Annotated in this window: 21 protein-coding genes; 15 read left to right on the top strand and 6 right to left on the bottom strand. The window is 42.0% G+C overall.

Features of this window, described 5'->3' with window-relative positions:
• Positions 1–2,018: hypothetical protein (locus tag WFY05_RS08120; protein ID WP_340112293.1), on the bottom strand; the 2,018-nt coding region annotated here is incomplete at its 3' end.
• 178 nt (positions 2,019–2,196) lie between these two features.
• Between WFY05_RS08120 and nhaC the strand changes: the two genes are divergently transcribed.
• Positions 2,197–3,663 carry a Na+/H+ antiporter NhaC gene (gene nhaC / locus WFY05_RS08115; protein ID WP_340112292.1) on the top strand — a complete coding sequence of 489 codons (1,467 nt, stop codon included), beginning with the start codon at positions 2,197–2,199 and terminating at the stop codon, positions 3,661–3,663.
• Positions 3,664–4,037: 374 nt separating this feature from the next.
• On the opposite strand, the gene WFY05_RS08110 is transcribed toward nhaC, so the two are convergent.
• Complete coding sequence (locus WFY05_RS08110; RefSeq protein ID WP_340112291.1) at positions 4,038–7,031, bottom strand: DNA polymerase III subunit alpha; 2,994 nt, start codon at positions 7,029–7,031, stop codon at positions 4,038–4,040.
• A 170-nt stretch (positions 7,032–7,201) separates the two neighbouring features.
• Positions 7,202–8,416 carry a DNA polymerase IV gene (gene dinB, locus WFY05_RS08105; RefSeq protein WP_340112290.1) on the bottom strand — a complete coding sequence of 405 codons (1,215 nt, stop codon included), beginning with the start codon at positions 8,414–8,416 and terminating at the stop codon, positions 7,202–7,204.
• 172 nt (positions 8,417–8,588) lie between these two features.
• Between dinB and WFY05_RS08100 the strand changes: the two genes are divergently transcribed.
• From WFY05_RS08100 to WFY05_RS08050, 11 genes are all read left to right on the top strand, one after another.
• On the top strand, positions 8,589–8,942 hold the full coding sequence (locus WFY05_RS08100; RefSeq protein WP_340112289.1) for a four helix bundle protein: 354 nt from the start codon (positions 8,589–8,591) through the stop codon (positions 8,940–8,942).
• A gap of 49 nt (positions 8,943–8,991) precedes the next feature.
• A complete protein-coding gene (locus WFY05_RS08095; RefSeq protein ID WP_340112288.1) occupies positions 8,992–9,702 on the top strand; it encodes an XRE family transcriptional regulator in 711 nt (236 codons plus the stop codon).
• Positions 9,703–9,777: 75 nt separating this feature from the next.
• Positions 9,778–11,103, top strand: coding sequence for a PQQ-binding-like beta-propeller repeat protein (locus WFY05_RS08090; protein ID WP_340112287.1), 1,326 nt, complete (start codon positions 9,778–9,780; stop codon positions 11,101–11,103).
• Positions 11,104–11,334: 231 nt separating this feature from the next.
• Positions 11,335–11,655 carry a NifB/NifX family molybdenum-iron cluster-binding protein gene (locus WFY05_RS08085; protein ID WP_340112286.1) on the top strand — a complete coding sequence of 107 codons (321 nt, stop codon included), beginning with the start codon at positions 11,335–11,337 and terminating at the stop codon, positions 11,653–11,655.
• A 4-nt stretch (positions 11,656–11,659) separates the two neighbouring features.
• Positions 11,660–11,917: a DUF5320 domain-containing protein gene (locus tag WFY05_RS08080; protein WP_340112284.1), complete on the top strand. Its 258-nt coding sequence runs from the start codon at positions 11,660–11,662 to the stop codon at positions 11,915–11,917.
• 6 nt (positions 11,918–11,923) lie between these two features.
• The gene (locus WFY05_RS08075) at positions 11,924–12,265 is read left to right on the top strand and encodes a NifB/NifX family molybdenum-iron cluster-binding protein (protein ID WP_340112283.1); all 342 of its coding nucleotides are present in this window, start codon (positions 11,924–11,926) and stop codon (positions 12,263–12,265) included.
• Between the two features lie 153 nt (positions 12,266–12,418).
• Positions 12,419–13,285, top strand: a complete 867-nt coding sequence (locus WFY05_RS08070) for a nucleotide-binding protein (protein ID WP_340112282.1) — start codon at positions 12,419–12,421, stop codon at positions 13,283–13,285.
• The gene (locus WFY05_RS08065; protein WP_340112281.1) at positions 13,285–14,160 is read left to right on the top strand and encodes an ATP-binding protein; all 876 of its coding nucleotides are present in this window, start codon (positions 13,285–13,287) and stop codon (positions 14,158–14,160) included. Before WFY05_RS08070 ends, WFY05_RS08065 begins: the two co-directional genes overlap by 1 nt.
• 38 nt (positions 14,161–14,198) lie before the next feature.
• Positions 14,199–14,375 carry a hypothetical protein gene (locus WFY05_RS08060; protein ID WP_340112280.1) on the top strand — a complete coding sequence of 59 codons (177 nt, stop codon included), beginning with the start codon at positions 14,199–14,201 and terminating at the stop codon, positions 14,373–14,375.
• 40 nt (positions 14,376–14,415) lie between these two features.
• Positions 14,416–15,633 (top strand): MFS transporter, encoded by a 1,218-nt coding sequence (locus WFY05_RS08055; RefSeq protein WP_340112279.1) that lies wholly within the window; start codon positions 14,416–14,418, stop codon positions 15,631–15,633.
• Positions 15,634–15,653: 20 nt separating this feature from the next.
• Complete coding sequence (locus WFY05_RS08050) at positions 15,654–16,436, top strand: MBL fold metallo-hydrolase (protein ID WP_340112278.1); 783 nt, start codon at positions 15,654–15,656, stop codon at positions 16,434–16,436.
• Here the strand turns inward: WFY05_RS08050 and WFY05_RS08045 are convergent.
• Entirely contained in the window at positions 16,433–17,779 is a 1,347-nt protein-coding gene (locus tag WFY05_RS08045) for a hypothetical protein (RefSeq protein ID WP_340112276.1), read from the bottom strand. The two genes, WFY05_RS08050 and WFY05_RS08045, sit on opposite strands and share 4 nt — an antisense overlap.
• Before the next feature lie 233 nt (positions 17,780–18,012).
• On the opposite strand from WFY05_RS08045, the gene WFY05_RS08040 reads away from it, so the two are divergent.
• Complete coding sequence (locus WFY05_RS08040; RefSeq protein WP_340112275.1) at positions 18,013–20,307, top strand: patatin-like phospholipase family protein; 2,295 nt, start codon at positions 18,013–18,015, stop codon at positions 20,305–20,307.
• Between the two features lie 108 nt (positions 20,308–20,415).
• Here WFY05_RS08040 and WFY05_RS08035 read toward each other — a convergent pair whose 3' ends face one another.
• Together WFY05_RS08035 and WFY05_RS08030 are read right to left on the bottom strand one after the other, a co-directional pair.
• Positions 20,416–20,670, bottom strand: coding sequence for a hypothetical protein (locus tag WFY05_RS08035; RefSeq protein ID WP_340112274.1), 255 nt, complete (start codon positions 20,668–20,670; stop codon positions 20,416–20,418).
• Entirely contained in the window at positions 20,667–22,490 is a 1,824-nt protein-coding gene (locus tag WFY05_RS08030) for a hypothetical protein (protein WP_340112273.1), read from the bottom strand. Before WFY05_RS08030 ends, WFY05_RS08035 begins: the two co-directional genes overlap by 4 nt.
• Before the next feature lie 243 nt (positions 22,491–22,733).
• On the opposite strand from WFY05_RS08030, the gene WFY05_RS08025 reads away from it, so the two are divergent.
• Positions 22,734–23,603, top strand: a complete 870-nt coding sequence (locus WFY05_RS08025) for a nucleoside phosphorylase (RefSeq protein ID WP_340112272.1) — start codon at positions 22,734–22,736, stop codon at positions 23,601–23,603.
• Between the two features lie 2 nt (positions 23,604–23,605).
• Positions 23,606–24,490, top strand: coding sequence for a transglutaminase-like domain-containing protein (locus WFY05_RS08020; protein WP_340112271.1), 885 nt, complete (start codon positions 23,606–23,608; stop codon positions 24,488–24,490).
• Positions 24,491–24,582: the final 92 nt, after the last annotated feature.

Genomic DNA, 24,582 nt, shown 5'->3' with positions numbered 1-24,582 from the left:
GCATCGCTGTAGTTCTTGTCTTTTTCTGCCTGGATAGCTGCAAGTCGAGCCGCTTCGGCAGCAGCTGCTTCCTGAGCTAAGCGATTCTGTTCGGCAACAATCCCATCAATTTTGGTGATCATTTCCATTGGATACGTCTCATCCGGTTTTATGCCATTCGCCTCAGCAAATGCCGTTTTTGCATCGGCATATTTTTTTTCTTCGAATAAGCGATCAGCTTTATCAATTGCATCCTGGTAATTGGAATTTGTTTTTGCAATGGCCGCCAGAATAGTTTCAATCTCATCCACTTTATTTTTCGGATAACTTTCCTTCGGTTTTAAGCGCAATGCATCATTGTAACGTGTTCTGGCTGTTTCATAATCTTTGTTATCGAATAACTTATCAGCCGTGGCCAACACATCAGTATACTGTGCATCCAACTCTTGTCCGGCCATTATTTCATCAATCTGAGAAATTCGATCCTGAACATGTTTATTCTTTGAGTCGAGTGCCAGGGCACGTTCATATAAGGTTTTTGCATCAGTATATTTTTGCTGATCGAACTGTTTGTCGGCTTGCGAAATATAATTGTCCAGACTCTGCTGTGCATACAGGATCTGCCGGATTTCCTCTACTCGCTTTGAAGTTCGCGGATCATTGGGAAATAATGCCTGAGCTTCCTCGTAATTGGTAAGAGCTTCAGAATATTGTTCTTTTTTGTACGCTTTGTCGGCCTCCGCAATTAAACGATCAAAAGTCATTTGGTTGAGGATGTCCTGCATCACTTTTTTTGTATCCTCAATTCTGTGTGTGGCTTTTGGGTCATTTGGCCGGTAGCTCAAGGCATTTTCAAAAGCAGTGAGCGCACGATCGTAAAACTGTCGAGTAAACTGACGCTCGCCTTCGCGCATGGCATCATCGTAATTCTGCTGCTTTTCCTGGTCTTCACGTTGTGCAGCCAGCAGGCCGTTTATCTCGTTTATTTTAGTTTTCGGATATTGTGCATTGGGCTTTATCGCCAGGGCTTTTTCAAATTGCCCGATAGCTTCGTTGTACAGTAATTCTTTTAAGGCTTTGTCGCCATTGGCTATCAGATTTTGGTATTCCTCTTCCTGCATTTGTTGTTTCTGCAGATCGGCAATTTTATCGAGCTGACCGTTGACATATTCATCATAAGGCTTTATCGAAAGTGCCCGGTCATACGATTGTTTTGCATCAGAATACTTGGTTTGCGAGAACTGTAGATCGGCCTGAGCCACGAGTTTATTAAAGCGCTCGAGCATGGCTTTATCCAGTTCTTCGGCGGCCATAATCAATCCCAAGAGATCATTTATTTCGGCAATTCTGTCTTTGGGGAACTGCTCGTTCGGAAAAATCTTACTGGCGGCTTTGTAACCGTCCAGTGCATCCAGGAATTGTTCGTTGGCATATTCATCGCCTGCCTTTTCTAAAAGATCGTTGTACTCTTTCCGCAACTGAGCCAGTTCGGCACGTGTAAGTTGCGCCAGATAATCGGCATTCTTATCCACGTTTTGTGCCTGCAAAATAGCTTGCTCAATAAGTTTCTGAATTTGAGCATCGTTATAATACAGCTCCGAAACAAAATTATCAACACTGGGGCTATAGAAAATCTTCAGCACCGTATTTTCAGAAAATGAATCATCAATTCCGGGAATTTCTTTAAAGAGATTTACATCGATCGGAAAAGGAGGAAATCGTGGATCGGAGGCCAGCACTTCGCGAGGCACCGCAGCTTCAATAACAATTTTTTGGCTGAAGTTGCCTTCGCATTGAAAAATAAGTGTCCAGTCGTGATTGTAATTGAGTTCCACTTTATACCGACCGTCGGCATCAACGCCATAATTATCCAGTCGCTCACCGTCGCGATACATTTGAATGATCGCATTTTCCGGAGTGCCCTCTTCCACAGAAATCTTACCTTCAACGGCAAGACCGTTACTTCTTTGAGCGTGGCCCGGAGTTACGATCAATAAAAATAAAATTGCAGCAAATATCCTGATGTAAATAACTTTCATATAAACCCTAAATAAAATCAAACGAAAATAAAAACAAATAATTATCCTGAAGTTAAAATGTTTCGCGAATTTAAAAGTTGCGCCAATTTTAGCAAATTGAACGAAATGATTTTGCTTTTTTGACACATTTCAATTCAAAAGTATTATTTTGTCGCTCCTTTTAAAGATTTACCACTCTATGACGACGAAAAAGGAAGCCTCACTCCTGTTGGCGCTATTGCCCATTCTTATTCTTATAGTTCTGCTCACGCTAAATGTACTTTTATTTGATGACACCCTTGCCGGTGCCAATCAGATTGCATTGATGCTGGCCGCTGCCATTGCCGGATTAGTAGCTTACCGATTGGGATTTAAATGGAATTCGATCAAGAAAAAAATAGTGGCCACAATTGGTTCGGCCATGCCTTCAATACTGATCCTGCTTTTAATAGGATCGCTGGCAGGAACCTGGTTGATCAGCGGTGTGGTACCGGCCATGATCTATTACGGACTAGACATTATCAGTCCGAAACTCTTTTTATTTACTGCAGTAGTAGTAAGTGCAATAATTAGTGTTTCAACCGGAAGTTCATGGTCGACCATTGCAACAATTGGTGTGGCCTTACTAGGCATCGGAAAAGCCATTGGCATCGACGAGGCTGTGGTTGCCGGAGCCATTATCAGCGGAGCATATTTTGGCGATAAAATGAGCCCTTTAAGCGATACCACCAACCTGGCTCCGGCCATGGCAGGAACCGACCTTTTTACGCACATTCGTTACATGGCATTTACTACGGGACCAACATTGATCATCACCCTGATTATTTTCCTGGTGATTGGTTTTCGTTACGATTTTTCATCAGCTACCATCGATGTGGAGAATGTAAAAGCTGCCATTGACGGAACATTCAACACCAGCCCGCTACTTTTTCTGGTGCCTGTTATTTTGCTTACTGTCATTATTTTGAAAGTCCCGCCGCTGCCATCATTGCTTATAGGAACACTTTTGGGAGGCCTGTTTGCCATTGTATTTCAGCCAGATATTATTCGCTCTGTTGCCGGTCATTTTGATAAGTACACTACTTCATCATACTACACAGTAATGCAGGCGATGTTTGGCGATGTAAGCCTGACTACTCCCGATGAAAACGTTAATGAATTACTAAGTACGTCGGGAATGCGTGGCATGCTCGATACGGTTTGGCTAATCCTTTCGGCCATGGTTTTTGGCGGTGTTATGGAATCTGCCGGATTGCTGAAACGAATAACGCAACCCATTGTAAAATATGCCAAAAGCACCGGAAATTTGGTGGCTTCAACTGTCGCAACCTGTTTGTTTTTCAATACTACAGCTTCCGACCAGTACATTGCCATTGTAGTGCCGGGCCGCATGTACCGTAAAACTTACCAGGATAAAGGATTGAAACCAGAATTGCTGAGCCGGACCCTGGAAGACAGTGGAACAGTGACATCGGTGCTCATTCCCTGGAATACCTGTGGCGCCACCCAATCGCGCATTCTTGGAGTCGATACCTGGACCTATGCACCTTATGCTTTTTTCAACATCATCAGTCCGTTTATGACCATGCTTTTTGCTTACCTGAACATCAAGATCAGAAGGTATGCAAAAGGGGAAAAGAAGGTGGATAATAATCAGGAGGATTAGTTTTCAGTATTCAGTCTCAGTCTCAGTTTTAAATGATTAGTCATCGGTCAGTTGTCATTAGTCATTAGGAAAGCAAATCAATGGGATTAATGACTGATATCTTTTGCACCGTGATTTTGATATATTTTGTTACAATGGGCTTTAGCCGTTAACTGCTCAGATTAATGGCTAAAGCCAAATCTATTCCAGCTACTCATGCCTTCAAGATAAAGCATGGTGTAATAGCTTTCTGAATATTCTATCAAACTTTGAATCATACAACTCCGACCGGAGTCGGACAAGCTACATTACTAACGCCGTTACAAACATTTGAATCCTCCGGATTCTTTACCCTGCCCAATGACCAGTGACTAATGACCTTTAGCTCAAGCTACTCAAGCATTTTTCCCTTGCAGCGCCAACGTTTTTGGTACTTTTAACCTTGTAGACGGTTCTTCCATGTTTTCATTAGGGAGGCGATACAACTCGCTGGCCTCAATGCTTAAAAAGCCAAACTCTTCCACCACTTCACCATAAATCAGGTAACAACCGCCGCCTTTAAACGGGTACTTTGCAGCTACATTCGGAAACTGCACAGTGTCGATCCAGTGGCCTTCAATATCGATAAACACACCAAAACTCATATGCGCCGCTTTGCTGGTGCGGGTACGTTTTACATGTACCAGGCTGCCTACAATCGCCACTTTCTGTCCGATCAGTTTTGGCAGGTCGGCAGCTACAGTCGGCGGCAATTTCAAGTCTTCCAATAAACCAAAAGGCGAACGTGTTACCGGAAACCCCAGCAGTTCAATCTCATCGTAAGCATCCTCTAGCGGATGGAAATACAGATCGGGGATTGAGAACTCCTTTACCTCCTGTTGAAACAGTGTGCGGTCGGGCCTTGTTTTTTTTGATTTTGACAGGATGAAATGTGTATTCCACAGCAGTTCCTTTTTTGATTTCTGAGTGAAATTAAAAGCACCGGTTCGAATCAGAATACTCACCTGCTCAAGCGAAATGGGCACGCGCCCCAGAAAATCCTGCAGACTGCGGTAATAGCCGCCGCGATGCCGTTCATCGAGCACGGCCTGAATAGTAGTTGTTTCGAGGCTTTTCAGAAACCCCAGCCCAAGGAAGATCACTTTTCCGCTGATCACCGTTTCCAGGTTACTGCGGTTCACACAGGGCGGAAAAATTTTGCCGCCGTGCATCCGGGCTTCGTGCACATACAATTCGGTGCGGTAAAATCCACCGCCATTGTTGATCGTGGCCACCAAATATTCAAGCGGATAATAAGCTTTGATAAACAAGGCCTGGAAGCTTTCCACAGCGTACGATGCCGAGTGTCCTTTTGAAAAGGCATAATTCGCAAAACTTTCGATCTGTGTCCACACCCGCTGAACCAAACCATAATCGTAACCTTTTTCGGCACAGTTCGAGAAGAACTTGTCTTTCACCTTGCCGAATTCATTGCGTTGCTTAAACTTCCACGACATGCCCCTTCGCAGGATATCCGATTCGGCCAGTGTGAGCCCGGCAAACAGGTGCGCCACTTTAATCACATCTTCCTGATACACCATCACACCATAAGTTTCTTCGAGCAGTTTATACAATTCGGGGGCCTCTTTTTGAGCGGACACACAACGACTGCGGTCGCGGTAACGCAGGATGTATTCGCGCATCATTCCGCTTTGTGCCACCCCCGGACGAATAATCGAACTCGCAGCCACCAGTCGCAGGTAATCATCCGCTTCCAGCTTGGTAAGCAACATCCGCATGGCCGGCGACTCCACATAAAAACACCCGATGGTATTCCCGCGTTTCAACAACTCTTTAATCTGCTCGTCTTCTTTAAATGTTTTCAGGTCGTGAATATCGATCTCTTCTCCCCTGTTTTCGCGAACAATGTGAATGGCATCTTCTATTTTGCTGAGTCCGCGCTGCCCCAGAATATCGAACTTGGCAAAACCAATGTCCTCAGCCTCGAGCATGCTGAAATGCACCGTCGGAAACCCTTTAGGCGGCATGATAGTGGCCGAGTAGGCACTGATGGGCTCCTCCGAGATCAGAATCCCGCTGGAATGCACGCTCAAGTGGCTGGGAAAATCGTGGATGAGTTTGCTGTATTTCAACACCAGCCGACCGATACCATCAAGGTTTCGCGGATCTTTTGTAGCCTGAAGTTTTTCAATTTCGTGGCTCGGTAATCCAAAAACCTTTCCCAGTTCGCGGATCATCGATTTGTATTGAAACGTGATGTAAGTACCGACCAGCGCGGTGTGCTCCCAGCCATGACGATCGAAAATATAACGGGTAATATGATCGCGGTCGCGGGAAGAAAAATCGATATCAAAATCGGGCGGACTTTTTCGCGAAGGATTGATAAAACGCTCAAAATACAGGTCGAGTTCAATGGGATCGACATCGGTGATGCGCAACAAATAAGCCACCATGCTGTTGGCACCGCTGCCCCGCCCCACATAGTAACATCCCTGACTCCGGGCGTACTGCACCAAGTCCCAGTTGATCAGAAAATACGAAGCAAAATCCATTTGTTTAATGATCGCCAGTTCCTTCTCGATTCGCTCAACAACTCTAGGCGAAGGCTCGCCAAAACGATAACGAATCCCTTCCCACGCCATCTTCCGGAGCAGGATAAAATCTTCGGCCGGCGAACTGGTAAAACACTTCTTGTTCTTCGACTTTTTAAAGGTGAATTCGATCGAGCAACTATCGATGATCTTTTGCGCATTTCGTATCAGTTGCGGAAAATCGCGGAATTGCTCGTAAATATCCTGGCGCGGCCACATGATCTCGTCGGGGCTGGCTTCCTCACTTTTTGGCAGACGGCTCAGCAGTGTATTATTATCCATCGTACGCAGCAGTCGGTGGATATTAAAATCGCGTTTATTCCGAAAAGTAACCGCTTGCAACACCACCAGTTTTTCGGGGTATTTCTGCAACTCGCCCAATACCCGGTTTACCTGCGAAGGCCGGACACCGATAAATTCATTTTCCTTTAAATCCTTAGGATGAACAGCGCCCAGCGGATAAATGAAATAAGCATCGGAAATTTCAGGTGTACGATCGGGAATTTCAGCTTCCGAATGCAGGTGATACGTCAGATGTTCATTTAATGCCCGAAAACCGTCATTGTTTCGAGCGATACCAATGTATTTTTGCTGTGCCCCATTCCTGAAATCGATGCCAACAACCGGTTTAATATCTTTCAAATTGCAGCGGCGGATAAAATCGATCGCCGCCGAAGTATTATTGATATCAGTCAATGCAAGCGTGTGGTAACCTTTGTCGATGGCTTCCTCAATCAGTTGCTCAATGGAGATCGTTCCGAACTTATAACTGTAATAGGTGTGGCAATTTAGTAACATAACAATGCGTAAATGCTTTAATGCGTTAATCAACTTCTAGTCATTAGTCATTGTAACTGTTACTGAATACTGAATACTGAATACTGAGACTCTTTCTTTCCATCATAAATCGTTAAGCTGCAATCGATATTCTTCATTCTCTCTAAACTTTGAACCCTGAACTTTAAACTCTATATCCTTCTATGTGCCGGAATTACCGGCGGTTGCCCGTTAAACGGGTTGCTCATTTGCCCGATGCCGCGAGTACCCAGCGTTGATGCCCGCTGCACGGCGTTCTGCCCAAAGCGGTTGCGCATTTTGTCCATCTGCTGGTACAGGCGGATCAGTTTTTCATTGTCTTCAAACAGCCGCATCTGGTAACTGCCCCCGATAAGGTGACTAAAACGAACGCCCACCAAACGCACCAGCACCCGCCGTGTATACAACTGATCGAAAAGCTCCATAACAGTAGCAATCAACGTATGATCGAGCGAAGTGTAAGGAATGCGTTTCTGCCGCGTACGTGTGTCGAAATCGGAATAGCGCACCGTCACGGTTACGCATGAAGTGAGTTTATTGCCGTTCCGCAGGTAAAAAGCCAGTTTTTCAGCCATGGCCAGCAACAACTTTTTTAGTGCCGTTACATCAATCGTGTCCTTCTCAAAAGTCAGCGACGACGAAATGGACTTCCGTTCGTGATAGGGTTCTACCAGCGAATTATCAATTCCCTGCGCTTTTTTCCACAGTGCAACTCCGTTTTTCCCCATCACTTTTTCCATCAGTTCAATGGGCATTTCCTGAATGGTTTTTACGTATTTAACGCCCATGCTCAGCAGCATTTTATAGGTCTGGTCACCCACCATCGGAATTTTTTTAACCACCAGTGGCGCCAGAAAACCTTTTTCACGGCCTTCTTCTATCTGCATATAGTTGTTTGGCTTCACTTCATTGGTCGCCACTTTCGACACTGTTTTGTTGGTAGCCAGGGCAAAAGAAATCGGAAGGTGGGTTTCTTTAATTATCCGATCACGCAATTCCTGCGCCCATTTGTAGCTGCCGTAGAATTTATCCATACCACTTACGTCGATGTAGAATTCATCAATGGATGATTTTTCGTAAAGCGGCGCCTGTTCGCTGATGATCTCGGTGATCGTGTCTGAAAATTTGCTGTAAATCGAACTGTTTCCTTTTACCACAATGGCATGCGGACAAAGCTGCTGCGCCATCCGCATGGGCATGGCCGAATGAATACCGTATTGCCGGGCTTCGTAACTACAGGCCGCCACCACCCCGCGCCCGGTAATACCACCTACCAACACCGGACGATTGTTCAATTCGGGGTTCAGCAGCCGCTCGCACGACACAAAAAAAGTGTCCAAATCGATATGTACAATGTTCCTGTTCATCAACTGTCGATATTATCGTCATAACTCCGACTATAATTTAGTCATTATTTTTTATATTTGTAGGAAAAAGCTGGAAGATTGAAGTTGAAAGTCAGAAGAGGGAAGCATGCAGTAGGAAGCAAGAAAATGAAACAGAGAAGAATAATAACGATTAATTTTAAAAGCATATAAAATGGAATTTAAATTTGAAAACCTGATTATCTGGCAAAAAGCAACGGATTTGGGAGAGGAAATCAATACAATTGCATATTCTTTTCCACAAACAGAACTTTATAATCTCTCTTCTCAAATCAGACGAGCAGCTGATTCAATTGCCCTGAACATCTCGGAAGGATCTATTGAACAATCTTCCCAGGAATTTAAAAGATTTATGAATTATGCAATTCGCACACTTGCTGAAGTTGTAACATGTATACACAAAGCCAAACGAAGAAAATACATTACAGAGGAACTATTTATAAATCATTATGAATTTGCATTCAATCTAATGAACATGATGATTACATTTAAAAACAAAATAAAATGAACGTGTTCTTAAACTACCTACTTCAAGCTTCTAACTTCAAACTAAGGTCATGTACTTTGCAGAAAACCTAAAATTTTTACGAACCCGGCGCCAAAAATCACAAATGGATCTGGCGGCGGAGCTTGAACTGACCCGAACTACCCTTTCGGGTTACGAGAAAAATGTACAACCACCATTTAAAGTGTTGATAAGCATTTCTGAATATTTCAACATTTCGCTGGATGCACTGATCAAATACCGGCTCGAAGTTTTGTCGGAGTTTCAGCTTTCGCAAATCGAAAAAGGATTTGATGTGGATGTAACCGGAAACAAACTCCGGCTGCTCACCATTTCGGTTGACAGCGAAGGTGACGAAAACATTGAAATGGTGCCTGTAAAAGCACAGGCCGGCTACACCAACAGTTACGGCGACCTGGATTTTATTGCCACTTTACCCAAATTCAAGCTGCCTTTTTTACCAAAGGATAAAACATACCGCAGTTTCCAGATACAAGGCAACTCGATGTTACCGGTGAAAGAAGGCTCGTGGGTAACCTGCTCGTTTGTTGAAGACTGGACCACCATTAAAGACGGGAAAGCATGCATTGTGGTCACCAAAGACGAAGGCATTGTTTTTAAGTTGATCTACAAACAACTTGACGAAGGGAAATTCTTGCTGATTTCTTCCAACCGCGATTATTCGCCTTATGAGTTACCCGTGTCTCAAATCCTGGAAATTTGGCAATTCCAAACGGTAAACAGTTTTGAATTTGACGAATAACAGGTATAATTTATCCTGCTTTTAAACGCTAAACGGTTACATGAGTCAAAAATGAATAACCAAAATTTTACCAACATGAGAATCCTAACATTAATCAGTGCTATCTTTCTTCTCTTAAGCAACTTATCGAGTCATTCACAGGAAAACGACAACGACTTTTGGCCTCAATGGCGCGGGCCGAATTTAACCGGAGCTGCAATCAAAGGCAATCCTCCAACCGATTTCAGCGAAACCAAAAACCTGAAATGGAAAACAGAAATACCCGGATTGGGGCATGCAACCCCAATCGTTTGGGAAGATAATATCATTGTTCAAACCGCTGTTGCTACCGATAAAAAAGGAGGCGTAGAAGGATCTGATTCAGAAGGCGGAGGCTGGATGAATCCAACAAGTACCGAATTCATCCACGATTTTAAGGTTCTCTGTGTCGACAGAAACAACGGAAAAATAGACTGGACAACAACTGTCACCAGCGAATTACCTTTGGAAAACACCCATGAACTAGGTAGTTGGGCATCGAATTCACCGGCCACTGATGGCGAACGTATTTTTGCCTATTTCGGGTCACGCGGATTGTACTGCCTCGATTTTGACGGCAATATTCTGTGGAAACGAGATTTTGGACAAATGGAAAAACGCGCCAGTTTTGGCGAAGGTGCATCGCCATATGTTTACAAGGACCGTGTTTTTATTCTTTGGGATCATGAAGGTGACTCGTGGATGTATTGCCTGGATAAAAAGACTGGAGAAGACATTTGGAAAGTATCCCGCGATGAACCCACAAGCTGGTCTACTCCACTGGTAGTTGAAGCAGGTGGAAAAATACAGGTTATTGCCAGCGCCACCAATGCAGTGCGCAGTTACAACTATGAAAATGGCGAGGTTTTGTGGTTATCAACAGGAATGACCGGAAATGTGATTCCGGTACCCTTGGCAAAAGACAACATTCTGTATGTAATGAGCGGATTTCGGGGCTCGGCACTCCAGGCTATTGACCTTGAAAAAGCCAGTGGCGATATCTCCGGAACGGATGCCATTGTTTGGGAATACAACAATGATACACCTTATACGCCTTGCGGAGTACTGATGAAAGATAAACTTTACTTTTTACGTGCCAACAACGGAGCACTTTCGTGTGTGAATGCAAAAGACGGAAAAGTGCATTATTCAAAAGAAAGTGTTGATGGAATCAGTACTCTGTTTTCATCGCCAACCGGTGCTACTGATCGCCTGTACATAGCTGCCGAAGATATCTGTGTGGTTGTAAAAGCAGGAGAACAATTCGAGATTCTGGCATCAAATAAGCTGGATGATAATTTTCATGCTTCACCGGTCATTGTTGGTGATCAACTTCTTCTGAGAGGTTTCAGATCCTTGTATTGTTTTGAAGAATTGGATTAGCCTAGACGTCCGATCACGTCTTTAATGAAATAGTAATATTTTTTACAATAAGCAGAAGGTTGATGATTTACTTCATCAGCCCTTTTTTTTATAATGAAATACTGGTATTAAAGGTCCATACACATTAAAATGTGGTAAAAAACATCAATAGAAAACAATTCTATATTGCACATATGTTTGTTATATGATTTAATTTTGTTACTTTTGTATCGAACATTATTTACTAAATAAATGAAAACAATTATCACATCGACCGGAGATAAGTTGGATTCGAAATTTGACCAACGTTTTGGAAGAGCCGGTTGGTTTTGCGTGTATGACCCGGATACTAAAACATCTAATTTTATTGAAAACAATTTTAAAAATGTAAATGGAGGCGCCGGAACGAAATCGTCAGAAATGGCAGCCGAACTTGGAGCCTCACAAATTATCTCAGGAGATTTTGGCCCTAAAGCCAAAAGCATGCTTGAAAAATTTCAAATTCAGATGATCATTCTGGACGAACCAAACCTGTGTGTTAAGGATATCATCGATCAAATCACAAAAAATTAAAGTCATGCCAGGATTTAACGGAACAGGACCGAAAGGGGAAGGTCCCCTTACCGGTCGCAGACAAGGAAGATGCAGAGAAGAAGACCAGGAAACTACTCAACTTGAAGACAACAGCACACACCGACGTGGATTTCGTATGCGTTTCAGGACAAACGAACAGGACGAAATGAAAGGTCAGGGAAGAAACAGAGCTTTCGGATCTGGAAGACGAAGAAGAGGCCCGGGGCGTGGATTAGGAAACCGTTTTGGAAATCGAAAATAAAACTATATGAATAAAAAGATTGCAATCCCTGTTAACGAAAGTGGAATTCTGGATGCACATTTCGGACATTGCAAGTACTTTGCAATTCTAGGTGTTAACGATGGCGAGATTATTTCCGAAGAGATGATTACGCCACCACCACACGAACCTGGATTACTTCCCCGATGGCTTGCAAAGAAGGGAGTTTCTGATGTGCTGGCAGGTGGAATGGGACAAAAAGCCATACAGATTTTTAACTACAACAACGTGAATGTTTTTGTAGGAGCACCAACGCAAAGTGCCAAAGAATTGGTTCAGGGATACCTTGGATCAAGTATTGAATTTACAGCCAACTACTGCGATCATTAATATACAAGCACGATTGTTTTACAGTCCGTGCGATTGACTATGGAATCGCCCTGGAATGTTAGCTATTAAACTGTATTCCCCGAGGATAACCTTGGGGAATGCTTATTTGATAAGTAGTTCAAACCATACAAACAGATCAGAGCAGAGCAGAGAATGAAAATTGCTATAGCCAGTGGAAAAGGAGGCACCGGTAAAACTACGGTTGCCGTAAATCTCTATTATTTTCTATCAAAAGAATTCAATAATCAGGTCCGGTTGATTGATTGCGATGTAGAAGAACCAAACGACATGTTGTTTTTTCATGGAGCTGAATTAAATGAAAGTCGAGATGTTTTTACTCCTGTACCAAAGATTGACACCACTAAATGTACCTTTTGTAAAAAGTGTTCCGAATGGTGCGAATTCAATGCCATTTCAATTGTAAAGGCACTTAAGTTTGCTGAAGTTAATAACGACCTCTGCCATTCTTGCGGAGCCTGCAGCATGACCTGTGCTTTTGATGCCATTACCGAACACCCACAACCGCTGGGAAACATTTCGAGCTATGATCCGGGTTTTGGAGCAGGTGTTGTTGAGGGACGATTGGAGATTGGTTCTGCATTGCAAACAAAGCTAATTAAAGAAGTGAAAAAATCGGTGAACACAAGTGACGAAGTATTGCTGTTTGATGCTCCTCCGGGAACCAGTTGTCCTGTAGTTGAAACCGTTTCTGATGCCGACTACATTGTATTGGTTACCGAACCAACTCCTTTTGGGCTTCACGATTTAAAATTGACCGTAGATCTGGTTCGGGAACTCGGAATTCCTTTTGGAGTGCTGGTCAACAAAACCGGCGCCGGAAATAATGATGTATTCGACTACCTTACGGAACATCACATCGACATTTTAGGGACTATCCCCTATTCAAAAAATTACGCTTCAACGTATTCAAAAGGTGAACTGCTTGATGACATCAACAATGAATTTTCGCAACATTATCAACATGTCGTCCAAAAAGTAATTCAAATGTATAAGAACTAATGAAGGAGATTACTGTACTAAGCGGAAAAGGAGGAGCCGGAAAAACTACGGTAACGGCAGCACTGGCTTCGCTGGCCAAAAACACCGTGTATTGCGACAATGATGTTGATGCCGCGGATTTGCACCTCATTTTTGAACCAAAGATACAAGAGAGCCATTTATTCTCGAGTGGATCTGTTGCGCGGATAAATCATGAAAAGTGCACCAATTGCGGATTATGTGAAACCAATTGTCGTTTTGATGCTATTCACCCAAATCATAGCAATTACCCTCAAGTCAATCCCTTTCAATGCGAAGGATGCCGGCGGTGCGAGCGTATATGCCCTGAAAATGCCATTATTTCCGAAGAGAATTTTAACAATAACTGGTATGTTTCGGATACCCGTTTTGGAAAAATGGTACATGCAAAAATGGGCCCCGGAGAAGAGAATTCAGGGAAACTTGTGAGTCGAATCAGAGAAAGGGCACGAGAAATTGCCACGGAAACCAATGCCGATTTTATTATTAACGACGGCCCTCCTGGAATCGGGTGTACGGCCATATCATCGATTACGGGCACCGACATGGTTTTACTGGTGATTGAACCAACTGTTTCGGGTCTGCACGATGCCAAACGACTGATTAAACTTGTTGAAAATTTTAATGTTCCCATGTTTGCTACCATCAACAAATTCGACATTAACACTGAAGTTTCTGCCACCGTCGAACAGTACCTGAAGAGCAAACAAATACAAGTACTTGGGAGACTACCCTTTGATATGAAAATGGTAGAATCAATGGTTCAGAAAAAAAGTATTATTGAATTTTCTCCGCAAAGCCCGGCATGTACTGAATTGCAAAACACCTGGAATTTACTGTCTTCTCAAATCAAATAACCTGAAAATTTAATAAAAACAAAAACATTTATTTACCGATGAAAAAATATGATATAATTATTATTAAAGCAGGACCGGCCGGAAATATTACCGTCGTGACGGCTAAAAAGGTAAACCCTAAAAAATCGATGCTTATGTTCAAGGAAGAAGAAAAAGGATTACATGCTTTTTCACATAAAAAACGGAATTTTCAAGTCGAAAATAACGCCATCTAAAAATATTTTGAAATCTTTGTTATAACCGGAAATTCAGAAAGTGTTAACAAAGAAAATATCCACACATAATTTCAGGGCTTTTTTATGGCATGCCACATTTTTGGCTTTTGCCAAGAATTTTATGGATGTTGATACCGTTATTCCGTCCATGATTGTAGAGGCCGGTGGCGGAGCTCTGCATATAGGTATAATGACTGCCATAATGCTTGGGGGATCGAGCTTTACACAGCTATTTTTTGCACCCTATCTCAGTAATAAATCCTTCAAAAAGAATTATTTATTGCTGGGGATCAACACGCGTGTCTTGTCGCTTTTGGGCCTTGGGGTTCTGCTTTTTTTACTGCAGGCCGAACACGCAGGATTTGTACTCTGGTTTACCTTTTTCTTTATCACATTATTTTCGCTGGCCGGTGCGTTTGCAAACATCAGCTATACCGATATTCTTGGAAAATCGGTGAATCAGGATAAGCGAAAAACTTTTTTTTCGTCTCTACAGATTATTTCCGGCATTATCGTTTTTGCCTCGGCACTACTGGTTAAAAAGATTCTTGTTTTAAAAGCATTCCCGGTAAATTATGCCATTATGTTTTTTGCCGGTGCAGGTATTTTATTTATTGCTACCGGTGGTTTCTGGGCGATTAAAGAGGTCGTACCTTCAAAATTACGCATTAAAGGATTCAAAGCCTTTTTCAACGTCCTGAGAAGTGAATGGAAAGAGAACAAAAAATTACCTTATTTTCTGGGATTTATCAATACACAGGGAATTGCCATCTCGTTTCTGCCTTTTGTAATTCTCTATGCCAAAGAAACCTTCCACACAGAAAGTGCTGCAACCGGAACGTTCCTGATATACAAAGTAATTGGTATTGTAACGGTCAGTGTTCTTGTGTTGCTGGGGGCAAAAAAACTAAAATACAATGTCTTACTGTTCTCAAATGTTGCCTTATCGCTCACCCTGGCACTAATGGCTATTCTCATTCGTGATGCCCATTCAATCAAATATATTTTTGTGCTTGGAGGGATCGTTTATTCCTTGTATACCATGACTATGAGTGGTCTGCTTTTGGAAGTTTCTGGCACCGAAAACCGTGCACTTTATACAGGCTTTGCCGGTGCAGGTAACATACTTCCGGCACTGTTCCCTCTGCTTGGAGGCACTGTTATAGAACATCTCGGATTTCATGCATTTTTCATCCTCTTTTTGGTAATTATGTTGTCTGCTAGCTATTTTATTTTAAAAATCGATTGTAAACGATAACCTTATAAAACCAAAATTTAATGAAAATCAACATCTTAACCGAGAATATTGCAGGAGGTAAATTTCAGGCTGAACACGGTCTTTCATATTTGATCGAGATCGACGGAGAAATGATTCTGTTCGATACCGGTCACACAGATGTATTTTTAAAAAATGCTGCAGTACTTGGCTTCGATATTCAGCGCGATGTTGAAACCGTTGTGCTGAGCCACGGACATTGGGATCATGGCGACGGTCTGCAATTTCTGCACGACAAAAAACTAATCACGCATCCTTCAGCATTTGAGAATCGATATCGAAAAACGGACAACTCCCCCATTGGATTATGGATGGATAAAACTGAAATCCGGCAAAAATTTCAACTTATCGAAAGCAAATCACCCGTTCAGTTAACCAAAAACTTGTGGTATTTGGGCGAAATTCCGCGCATGAATGATTTTGAAAGCCAAACAACAACTTTCAGTCTGGGCAGCGGCGAAGAGGATTTTATTGCTGATGATTCCGCCCTGGTCGCAACAGTTGGAAATAAATTGACCATAATTTCGGGTTGTGCCCATTCGGGAATTTGTAACATTTGCGATTATGCCAGGAAAGTTACCGGAATAAACCAAATCCAAACTGTAATTGGTGGATTTCACTTAAAAGATCAGGACCAACAAACCCGCAAGACACTGGACTATTTTAGGAAAAATAAGATTGAAACTTTGCTCCCTTCGCACTGTACGGCATTTCCGGCAAAAGTGTTGTTCAACGAAAGTTTTGATTTTCCCGAAGTAAAATCGGGCATGTGCTTCGAATTTTAATAAGCTTGTTGAAACACGATCTCGCTTAAACCCGCAATCTTGTTACCATCGAAGTAAATGCGAACACGCAATTTGTGGTCGCTAATCTTAACCACTTTCTCCGAAGTCCAGGTTTGTTGCCCCTGCTCCAGGCTATATGCTAGCGTCAGTTGATTTTCGAAGGCTAACTTTTGCCACGAAGCATTTTCAACATCGCCAACTTTGGCCCTGATGCGATACACGCCGTTCCGCACGTTAATCAGATATTCGTAATAATTCTCGGGATTGGTGCTGCGTGCCGGTGTTCCTTTAAACAAGTTCTTGCTCAGGCGCACATTACCACTATTTCGTTTTGTCACCCACTCCACTTTTTCAGCCACATTCCAGTGATCAAACTCCCATCCTTTTCCATAATACTCTTCAAAAGCCGATGCATTTTGCACATTTCCGTTGATTTGAGGTGAACGGCCAAATTCGATTTTACCTTTCGAAAAAGATTTTGCAATGCCAAAGCCGTGTTTGTAGTACATTTCGTACAACTGCGGAAAGAAATTCAAACAATTATCGTAACGATTGCTATACTCCGGCACTTCTTCTGAATAGATGACGGCCAGGTGCAAAAACCCCCAATCTTCATCGCCCCATGCTGTACCTATCAGTTCGCCCCTGATTAAGTTTTGTCCTTTTTTTACTTCAATATTTTTGTTGTACAGTCCCTCGTAAACGAAATAGATTCCAGGATGGGCATCGCTTGCCAACAGCACACAGGAAGCATATTCACCTTTTTCAATCCACACCACGGAACAATCTTCAAGTGCAACAATCCAGTGCTTCTCCAGTCCCCGGGCATCGTTCAAATTAATACCAATTCCCGGATAAGTGTCGAAACTTTTTTCTCCTGTTGGATAATACGAAAACATGTAAGTTTCTTCCTCACCGCTCCACATAAAACCATCGTTAAATGTTACCGGAAAAACAACCGAGTTCAGATCGAGCCAACTTGTGCCTACTCCCGACACGCAAACCAGTGCATCAGCTTTAAGTAATCCATGAATCGATTTGTTTTTGGCCAGATGCTTTACGTTTATATTGTCGGCAACAAACACATTCAACGATCCGCTCAGCGATGGCAAACTTCTGCGCGCAACCTTTAACCACAACGTATCGTTGCCTACTTTTAACAGGTTACGGTGCTTTTCCACCTCGAGAAGTTTAACCGAAATACCGTCAAACCAAATGCTGTCACCGATGTTCAGGTTATAGTAATGCGAATTGCCCCATTTTATGTCGGCATCCGATTGCTTGCTGCCAAATGCAGTCATTGCAAATATCATCCAGACAAATATGTAAAACAGTGTTTTCAAGCGGAACATTTTAACAGGTTCATCAACGATCTCGGTTAAAAATTATGATATACAAATCTACCAAATATTGCTCGAATGTAACAAGTCGAAAAGCACTTGTTCGTTATCTAAATGAGGGAAAAGTTGCATTAATATTGATTAAAGTCATGGAAATATTTAGGTTTTATTATACATAACAATCTTCGAATTTTGTAAATTTGGTTGGTTCAGATTTAGAAATGTCCGCACAAGCTATGAAAAGACACCTTCTACTTTCGATTGTTCTGCTTTGTACGCTTACGCAACTCAATGCGCAATCGGTGGGGATTGTCTTGAGCGGAGGCGGCGCAAAAGGAATGGCCCACATTGCCGTGATTAAGGTTCTGGAGGAAAACAATATCCCGATCGATTACATTGCAGGCACCTCAATTGGCGCAATTGTAGGCGGATTGTATGCGGCCGGTTACACTACCGATGAAATGGAAGAGTTGTTCAAGTCAGATGATTTTTATTTTTGGTCGACCGGAAAAATTCAGCGCGAATATCGTTATTATTTCAAGCGTGCCGAGCACGAGCCATCGTGGTTAACCTTACGTGTAGCCAAAAAAGAGGAAAAATTAAAAGTTCTTCCACCAACCAATATTATTCCGGCCGAGCAGATGGATTTTGCATTTATGGAACTGACTGCAGCTACCAGTGCGGCTTGTAATTATGACTTCGACAAACTGATGATTCCGTTTTTTTGCGTTGCGGCCGATGTAAATGCCAGCGAACCAGCAGTGCTCCGAAGTGGTGACCTCGGAAATTCTATCCGTGCTTCGATGACGGTTCCGCTGTACTTTAAACCCATTAAAATTGACGATCGCTTAATGTTCGACGGAGGTTTGCTAAATAACTTCCCCACTGATTACATGAAAGAAATTTACCAACCCGATATTATTATCGGACATAAAGTTGCCGACGATGTAAAAGCTGCAGATGCCGATGATGTGATGCAACAGATTTCGAATATGGTGATGCGTCCAACCAATTTCGATATCGATCCTGAGGACGGTATTCTACTCGAAACAAAATTCGAAGATGTTGGCTTACTCGATTTCAATAAAATTGATCTGGTTTTGGCAAAAGGCAACGAAACTGCCACAAATGCCATAGATAGTATAAAAGCTCTGATAGAGCGACGAGTACCAAAAGAAGAGATACAGAAAAAACGAAACAATTTTAATGCCCGAAAACCGGCACTGTATTTCGAGAACATTCAGGTGGAAGGTGTTGAGGATCCTATGCAGCGTCAGTTCATCATTCAAAGTATAAAACACCGTTCTGACGTTGTTTCGCTGAAAGATCTGAAAACTGAATATTTTAAACTGATTGCCGACCAAAACCTGAAATCGATTCAACCCATCACTTACTACAATCCAAATACAGGGTATTTCGATTTGCATTTAAAGGTAGAACTCGAAAAGAAATTTGATGTGAATTTTGGGGGCAACCTGTCGACCAAACCGATCAACCAGGGATTTGCCAGCTTCAATTTCCGTAGCTATCACTCGCGTGCCTACAAGTTTTACTCGAACCTGTATTTTGGGCGATTTTACAGCTCAGTTAAATTTGGCGGACGTATTGATTATTCAACCCGCCTCCCCTTCTATCTCTCGTATTATTTTACGATGAACCGTTGGGATTACTATGCTTCCAGTTCCGAATTGTTCTTCGAAAATGTGCGTCCTCCGTACATTATTCAGGATGAAATGAACATGCGGCTTGAAGCCGGGTTACCTTTGGGACTTCATACCAAATTTTACGGCGGTTTGGCTTACTCTTCTGCCGATGATGAATTTTACAGGGCCGAAGATTTTAGTGAGCTGGATAAGTCCGACAACTCCTACTTTAAATCATTCATAGCCCGGATTGGGCTGGAAAACAATTCGCTTAATTTTAAACAATATGCCACCGAAGGATCGTGGAAAAGCATCGATTTTAAAGCCATTTCAGGAAATGAATCCTTTAGTTCGGGAACACTTGGGAAAAACATTTCCGGGAATAAGGAACGACACAATTATGTGGTTTTAAGCAGTAAACTGGTGAATTATTTCAACATCAATAATTTTTTCACACTCGGCACCCACATTGAAGGAGCTCTGAGCAATAAGGACCTGTTCAAAACCTATCGTTCAACAAAACTATCGGCACCCGGATTTCGCCCCACTCCGCACAGCAAATCTTTGTTTATCGAGAAATTTCATTCCAATAATTTTGTTGCGGGCGGACTAAAAACCATTTTTAAATTTTCGCCCGACATGCATCTTCGACTTGAAGCTTTTGCCTTTCTTCCTTTAAAAGAAGAGCTGATAAATACAGAGGATATGACGGCAATTAAAAGTGATAAGATTTTTGACAATTATTACCTGCAGGGAGCGGCAGCTTTGGTGTACCAAACAGGTGTTGGTCCTGTAAGTCTATCCGCCAACTATTACGAGAAAGATAACACACAACTGTATGTAACGCTGAATTTCGGATACATTCTTTTCAACAAACGAGGATTGTAACTGTACTCCGCTAATCACGCACAAAATGCTGCATTTCAGGATCCAGTTCAAACGACAATTCTACGATTCCCCTGAACTTTCCATCGAGCATCCATGGTTTCTGCACAATTATTTTTTTACGATTTTCTTTCTCCGTAGTGTACATGTTCGGTTTGGGTGACTGTAGCATTTCCGGAGCTTTGATTTCGAAGGTTCAGGATGACAATCCAGCAGGTTGGTACCCAACAGTACCTTTCCACCATAATTTTCAAACTGCTCAACCGAATATTTATTCATGTAAACGATAATTCCTTCGGTGTCGCAAACAGTGATGGCGCCATCAAAATCCTCGGACCAATTTACATCGATTCCGTCGAGTTTCATTTTTTGACGTAACATTTCACCCACTCCACGTCGAAACTGGCCGGTAATTGTGCACCCGAAATTTCATCGATTACTAAACTCGAAGCCACAATGTGCAATGTTTTATCCAGGTCGCGGTTTTCCTGTGTAATGATTTCCTTTTCGTTAATCTTCCAGGTGAACTTTTGCCCTTGTTTCTCGAGTGTAAAAATATAGTCTCCTTTTTTTAGGTTCGAAATATCTAACCCTTGACTTTCAACTTTTCCTTTACCATTTACGATGGAAAAGCCAAGATTATTCCGGGCTCCCATTTCGAGTAAATTTACACGATTGTTTGTTTCTCCGCTGGCCAGGTACATCGAACTTATCACCGATTTCAACGGATCGAATTTTATCTTAGCTTCTACCACACCATCTTTCATCTCAAAGGCTTTGTCGCTCGATACCAGTCCCGAAGTATACTCAAAATCGGTAGGAACAAAACCGGCAGGCATTTTCCATACCTTTCCCTGAGCTTTTTCCTTTTTTACCTGGATACGAAGATTTTTACCCGTAGAAACGTTTTTCCCTTGTGTAAATAAATTCAGGTCTCCGGGCAATGCATAATTCTCACCTAGCATTTTTCCGGCGGTTGCGGTACAAACCGACCATTTTTTATCGTCCAGTTTCGAGTTGCTAAAGCTGTCTTCAAACACCACTTCCCAGTTTTTTAGAAAATCAAAATCGTCTGATTTTTTGTATTTGAAATAGTTCACAAACTCAGGACGCTCTTTTTCTTTCAAATAGTGTTGATATTTTTTAAACTCTTCGGTTTTCTCCCAGCGTTTTTTGTCTTCGAGCCAGGCTTTTTGTTTTTTAAATTCATCGGAATTAATGATTTCTTCCAACTCATAATAGCGTTTCAGATCAAACGAATCCTTCACATCGAGGTAGTTCTTATACAAGGCAGATTTTTCGTATTTCAATACGAATTTCACGGTGTCATCACCCGATAATCTTTTAAATTCGGAATACTTTTTGAAGGCTTCACTTTTTTCGAATTTCTTTTTATCCTTCAAAAATGCCTCACGCTTTTTAAATTCATCGTTGTTAACATATTGCACGAGCTCATCGAATCGCTTAAGATCATGACTACCTACCATTTCGCGGTAAAGTTTTAGCTTTTTCGAACGCTCGAAACGAAAGTAGGTCTTAATTTCACCATCTCTCTTTAGCTTTTTAAATTCAGCCTTCTCTTCTTTATTATGGCCCGATGCATTTTTTAACTGCTGGTATTTTTTAAACTTTTCAGTTTTCTCAAGCGTCTCATGTTTTTTTACATCGTCCGATGCATGCAATTCTTTGTATGCCCGCATTCCGGCTGATTTTTCCAGTTTTCGAAACTCCAGCCAGTGCTTCTCCTCAACCGAACCCTTAAAAACCTGGCTTTTAATTTCCTTTTTATCCTGATTAAACTGGCCTTCTTTAACGTAATCGAGCAAGGCATAATAGCTTTTCATTTTTTCTGAATCACGTTCCTTTTCAAAGCGTTTCAGATCGGAAGATCCTTCAACCGTAAAATACTTTTTAATTGGACCTGACTTTTTCAGTTTCTGGTATTCTTTCAGTTGGTTTTCTTCTTTACTTCCCTTAAACGACAGACCTTCGATCTCGCTTTTCGACTTCTTAAAGGCATCGGAGTTAACCCACTCTTCAAGTTCAAGAAAAGCCTTTAATTCATCCGAAGCTTCCGTTTTTTTGTACTCTGCGTAATCGGAAGCCAGTTCAGCACGTTTTTTCTCAATGGCTGTAGTCGGTTTAATCTTACCTGTGAGTTGAAAAGAAAAAATTTTGAATGACATCGGTTTGCTATTAGATTTGTTTCCACTCCAAAAATATCATTTTCTTGCAATCTTTTGTTAAAGCAGGCCGTTTCATTTCCACATAATGCTGTTTATATCTTGTATGCCAGCTAAAACTGCAGTTTTTAACAATTATTTATGTTTAGTTTATTTTTGAAGACTTGGTTGTTTATATGTTTTCAGGCTCTCCACTTGCAATTCATTCAATTTTAAATAGTTTTGACTTGAACCTAAATGGCTGGTATGATCAAGCATTCGGAACTTATATTAAATCCTGATGGAACAATATTCCATTTGCACCTGAAACCGGAAAACATTTCAGACCGCATTATTCTGGTTGGCGACCCGGCGCGTGTTGATACCATTGCTGCTCATTTCTCAGAAATAGAATTTTCTGCTCAAAATCGCGAATTTAAAACTGTTACAGGAATTTACAACAACACCAAGCTTTCGGTGATTTCAACCGGAATTGGCACTGACAATATCGATATTGTAATTAACGAATTGGATGCTCTTGTGAATATCGATTTGGAAAGCAGAACCATAAAAGAGGAAAAGAAAAGCCTCGATATCGTTCGGATCGGTACTTCGGGAGGATTGCAGGAAGACTTGCGGGTGAATTCGTTTGTGGTATCGCAAAAATCAATCGGATTTGATGGCTTGTTGAATTTTTATGCCGGCCGTGGTGAAATTTCCGACCTGGAATTTGAAAAAGCGTTCAGAGTATATACTGACTGGGATGCTTCTCTGCCATCGCCCTATGTGGTGGATGCATCCAAAAATCTGCTTTCGAAATTCGACAGCACTGAATTTTCGCGTGGTGTTACCATATCTGCACCGGGGTTTTATGGCCCGCAGGGACGAGAGTTACGATTGCCTCTCGCCCATCCGCACCTGAACGAAAAAATAGAATCGTTCCAACATGCAGGCATGCGAATTACTAATTTTGAAATGGAAAGTTCGGCCATTTACGGATTATCGAAATTGCTTGGGCATCAAGCTTTAACGGTTTGCCTGATTATTGCCAACCGTGTAACACTCACTGCGAATGAGAATTACCGCGACGAAATGCAAAAGCTGATTTCGAAGGTATTGGATAAACTGACCTTATAACTATGGATAAGAAAAAGCTAACTGCACTCATCAACCTCCTCGACGACCCCGACGATACCGTTTTTGATATGGTAGAAAAGGAATTGCTGAAAAGCAACGATGATGTAATTCCTGAACTGGAAAAAAAGTGGGAAATGAGTTTTGATGAGCCTTCGCAGGAGCGCATCGAGAACATCATTCAACACATTCAATTCAAAGAAACCAAGAATCGGTTAAAACTCTGGCTGAAACGCAAAGAAAACGAACGAAGTCTGCTGAACGGCCTTTGTCATGTCGATCGCTTCCAATACCCCGATCTTAATCCTCTGAATCTGCAGTTAAAAGTAGAGACCCTTCGAAAAGCCATCTGGCTGGAACTGAACAATTCGCTAACCGTACTTGAGAAAATAACGATTCTAAATCATTTTCTTTTTAATGTACACGGATTTGCCGTAAACCTGAGCAATCCGCACTCGGCACAAAATTGTTTCTTAAACCAGCTTCTGGATACCAAAAACGGAAATTCCGTTTCGATGTGCATTTTTTATACCGTAATTGCGCGGCAGCTGGAACTTCCGGCTTATATGATTGATTTTCCAAAAAATCCTTTGGTGGCCATTGTGGATAGTAAACTGGCCAAAAAAGTTCATGGTTCTTCACAGGATTCGGATGTACTTTTTTACATCAATCCGTCGAATAAAGGGGCCATCACCAGCCGAAAAGAAATTGAGTACCACTTAAAAAAGCACAAGTACCAGCCGATTTATGAATATACGGAACCTAAATCGGATGTGCTGTTTATTCAACGTTTGCTTGAAGTGTTAGAAGAATCTTACCAATCGCTGGGTTTTACCGAAAAAGAACAAAAGGTGCAGGAATTGTTAAAGCTCTTCACCGACTCCAACTAATTTGAATTATTAACCAACGTCAGTTCGACATAAGAAACACAATAATTTATTAGAAAAGAAACAAGGTTTTGTTTATATTTAAGTATCTCACA

The sequence above is a fragment of the Maribellus mangrovi genome (genome assembly GCF_037646455.1).
GTDB lineage: Bacteria > Bacteroidota > Bacteroidia > Bacteroidales > Prolixibacteraceae > Draconibacterium > Draconibacterium mangrovi_A.
The sequence above is the reverse complement of the archived record's forward strand: the minus strand, read 5'-3'. Positions and strand labels throughout refer to the sequence as shown.

Bases quoted from the DNA above. Each gene is read 5' to 3' on its own strand.
- dinB (WP_340112290.1), bottom strand. From the start codon at position 8,416: ATGAACAGGAACATTGTACATATCGATTTGGACACTTTTTTTGTGTCG.
- WFY05_RS08035 (WP_340112274.1), bottom strand. From the start codon at position 20,670: ATGAAACTCGACGGAATCGATGTAAATTGGTCCGAGGATTTTGATGGC.
- WFY05_RS08050 (WP_340112278.1), top strand. From the start codon at position 15,654: ATGAAAATCAACATCTTAACCGAGAATATTGCAGGAGGTAAATTTCAG.
- WFY05_RS08080 (WP_340112284.1), top strand. From the start codon at position 11,660: ATGCCAGGATTTAACGGAACAGGACCGAAAGGGGAAGGTCCCCTTACC.
- WFY05_RS08020 (WP_340112271.1), top strand. From the start codon at position 23,606: ATGGATAAGAAAAAGCTAACTGCACTCATCAACCTCCTCGACGACCCC.
- WFY05_RS08025 (WP_340112272.1), top strand. From the start codon at position 22,734: ATGATCAAGCATTCGGAACTTATATTAAATCCTGATGGAACAATATTC.
- nhaC (WP_340112292.1), top strand. From the start codon at position 2,197: ATGACGACGAAAAAGGAAGCCTCACTCCTGTTGGCGCTATTGCCCATT.
- WFY05_RS08070 (WP_340112282.1), top strand. From the start codon at position 12,419: ATGAAAATTGCTATAGCCAGTGGAAAAGGAGGCACCGGTAAAACTACG.
- WFY05_RS08030 (WP_340112273.1), bottom strand. From the start codon at position 22,490: ATGTCATTCAAAATTTTTTCTTTTCAACTCACAGGTAAGATTAAACCG.
- WFY05_RS08110 (WP_340112291.1), bottom strand. From the start codon at position 7,031: ATGTTACTAAATTGCCACACCTATTACAGTTATAAGTTCGGAACGATC.
- WFY05_RS08040 (WP_340112275.1), top strand. From the start codon at position 18,013: ATGAAAAGACACCTTCTACTTTCGATTGTTCTGCTTTGTACGCTTACG.
- WFY05_RS08095 (WP_340112288.1), top strand. From the start codon at position 8,992: ATGTACTTTGCAGAAAACCTAAAATTTTTACGAACCCGGCGCCAAAAA.
- WFY05_RS08090 (WP_340112287.1), top strand. From the start codon at position 9,778: ATGAGAATCCTAACATTAATCAGTGCTATCTTTCTTCTCTTAAGCAAC.
- WFY05_RS08060 (WP_340112280.1), top strand. From the start codon at position 14,199: ATGAAAAAATATGATATAATTATTATTAAAGCAGGACCGGCCGGAAAT.
- WFY05_RS08100 (WP_340112289.1), top strand. From the start codon at position 8,589: ATGGAATTTAAATTTGAAAACCTGATTATCTGGCAAAAAGCAACGGAT.
- WFY05_RS08085 (WP_340112286.1), top strand. From the start codon at position 11,335: ATGAAAACAATTATCACATCGACCGGAGATAAGTTGGATTCGAAATTT.
- WFY05_RS08075 (WP_340112283.1), top strand. From the start codon at position 11,924: ATGAATAAAAAGATTGCAATCCCTGTTAACGAAAGTGGAATTCTGGAT.
- WFY05_RS08065 (WP_340112281.1), top strand. From the start codon at position 13,285: ATGAAGGAGATTACTGTACTAAGCGGAAAAGGAGGAGCCGGAAAAACT.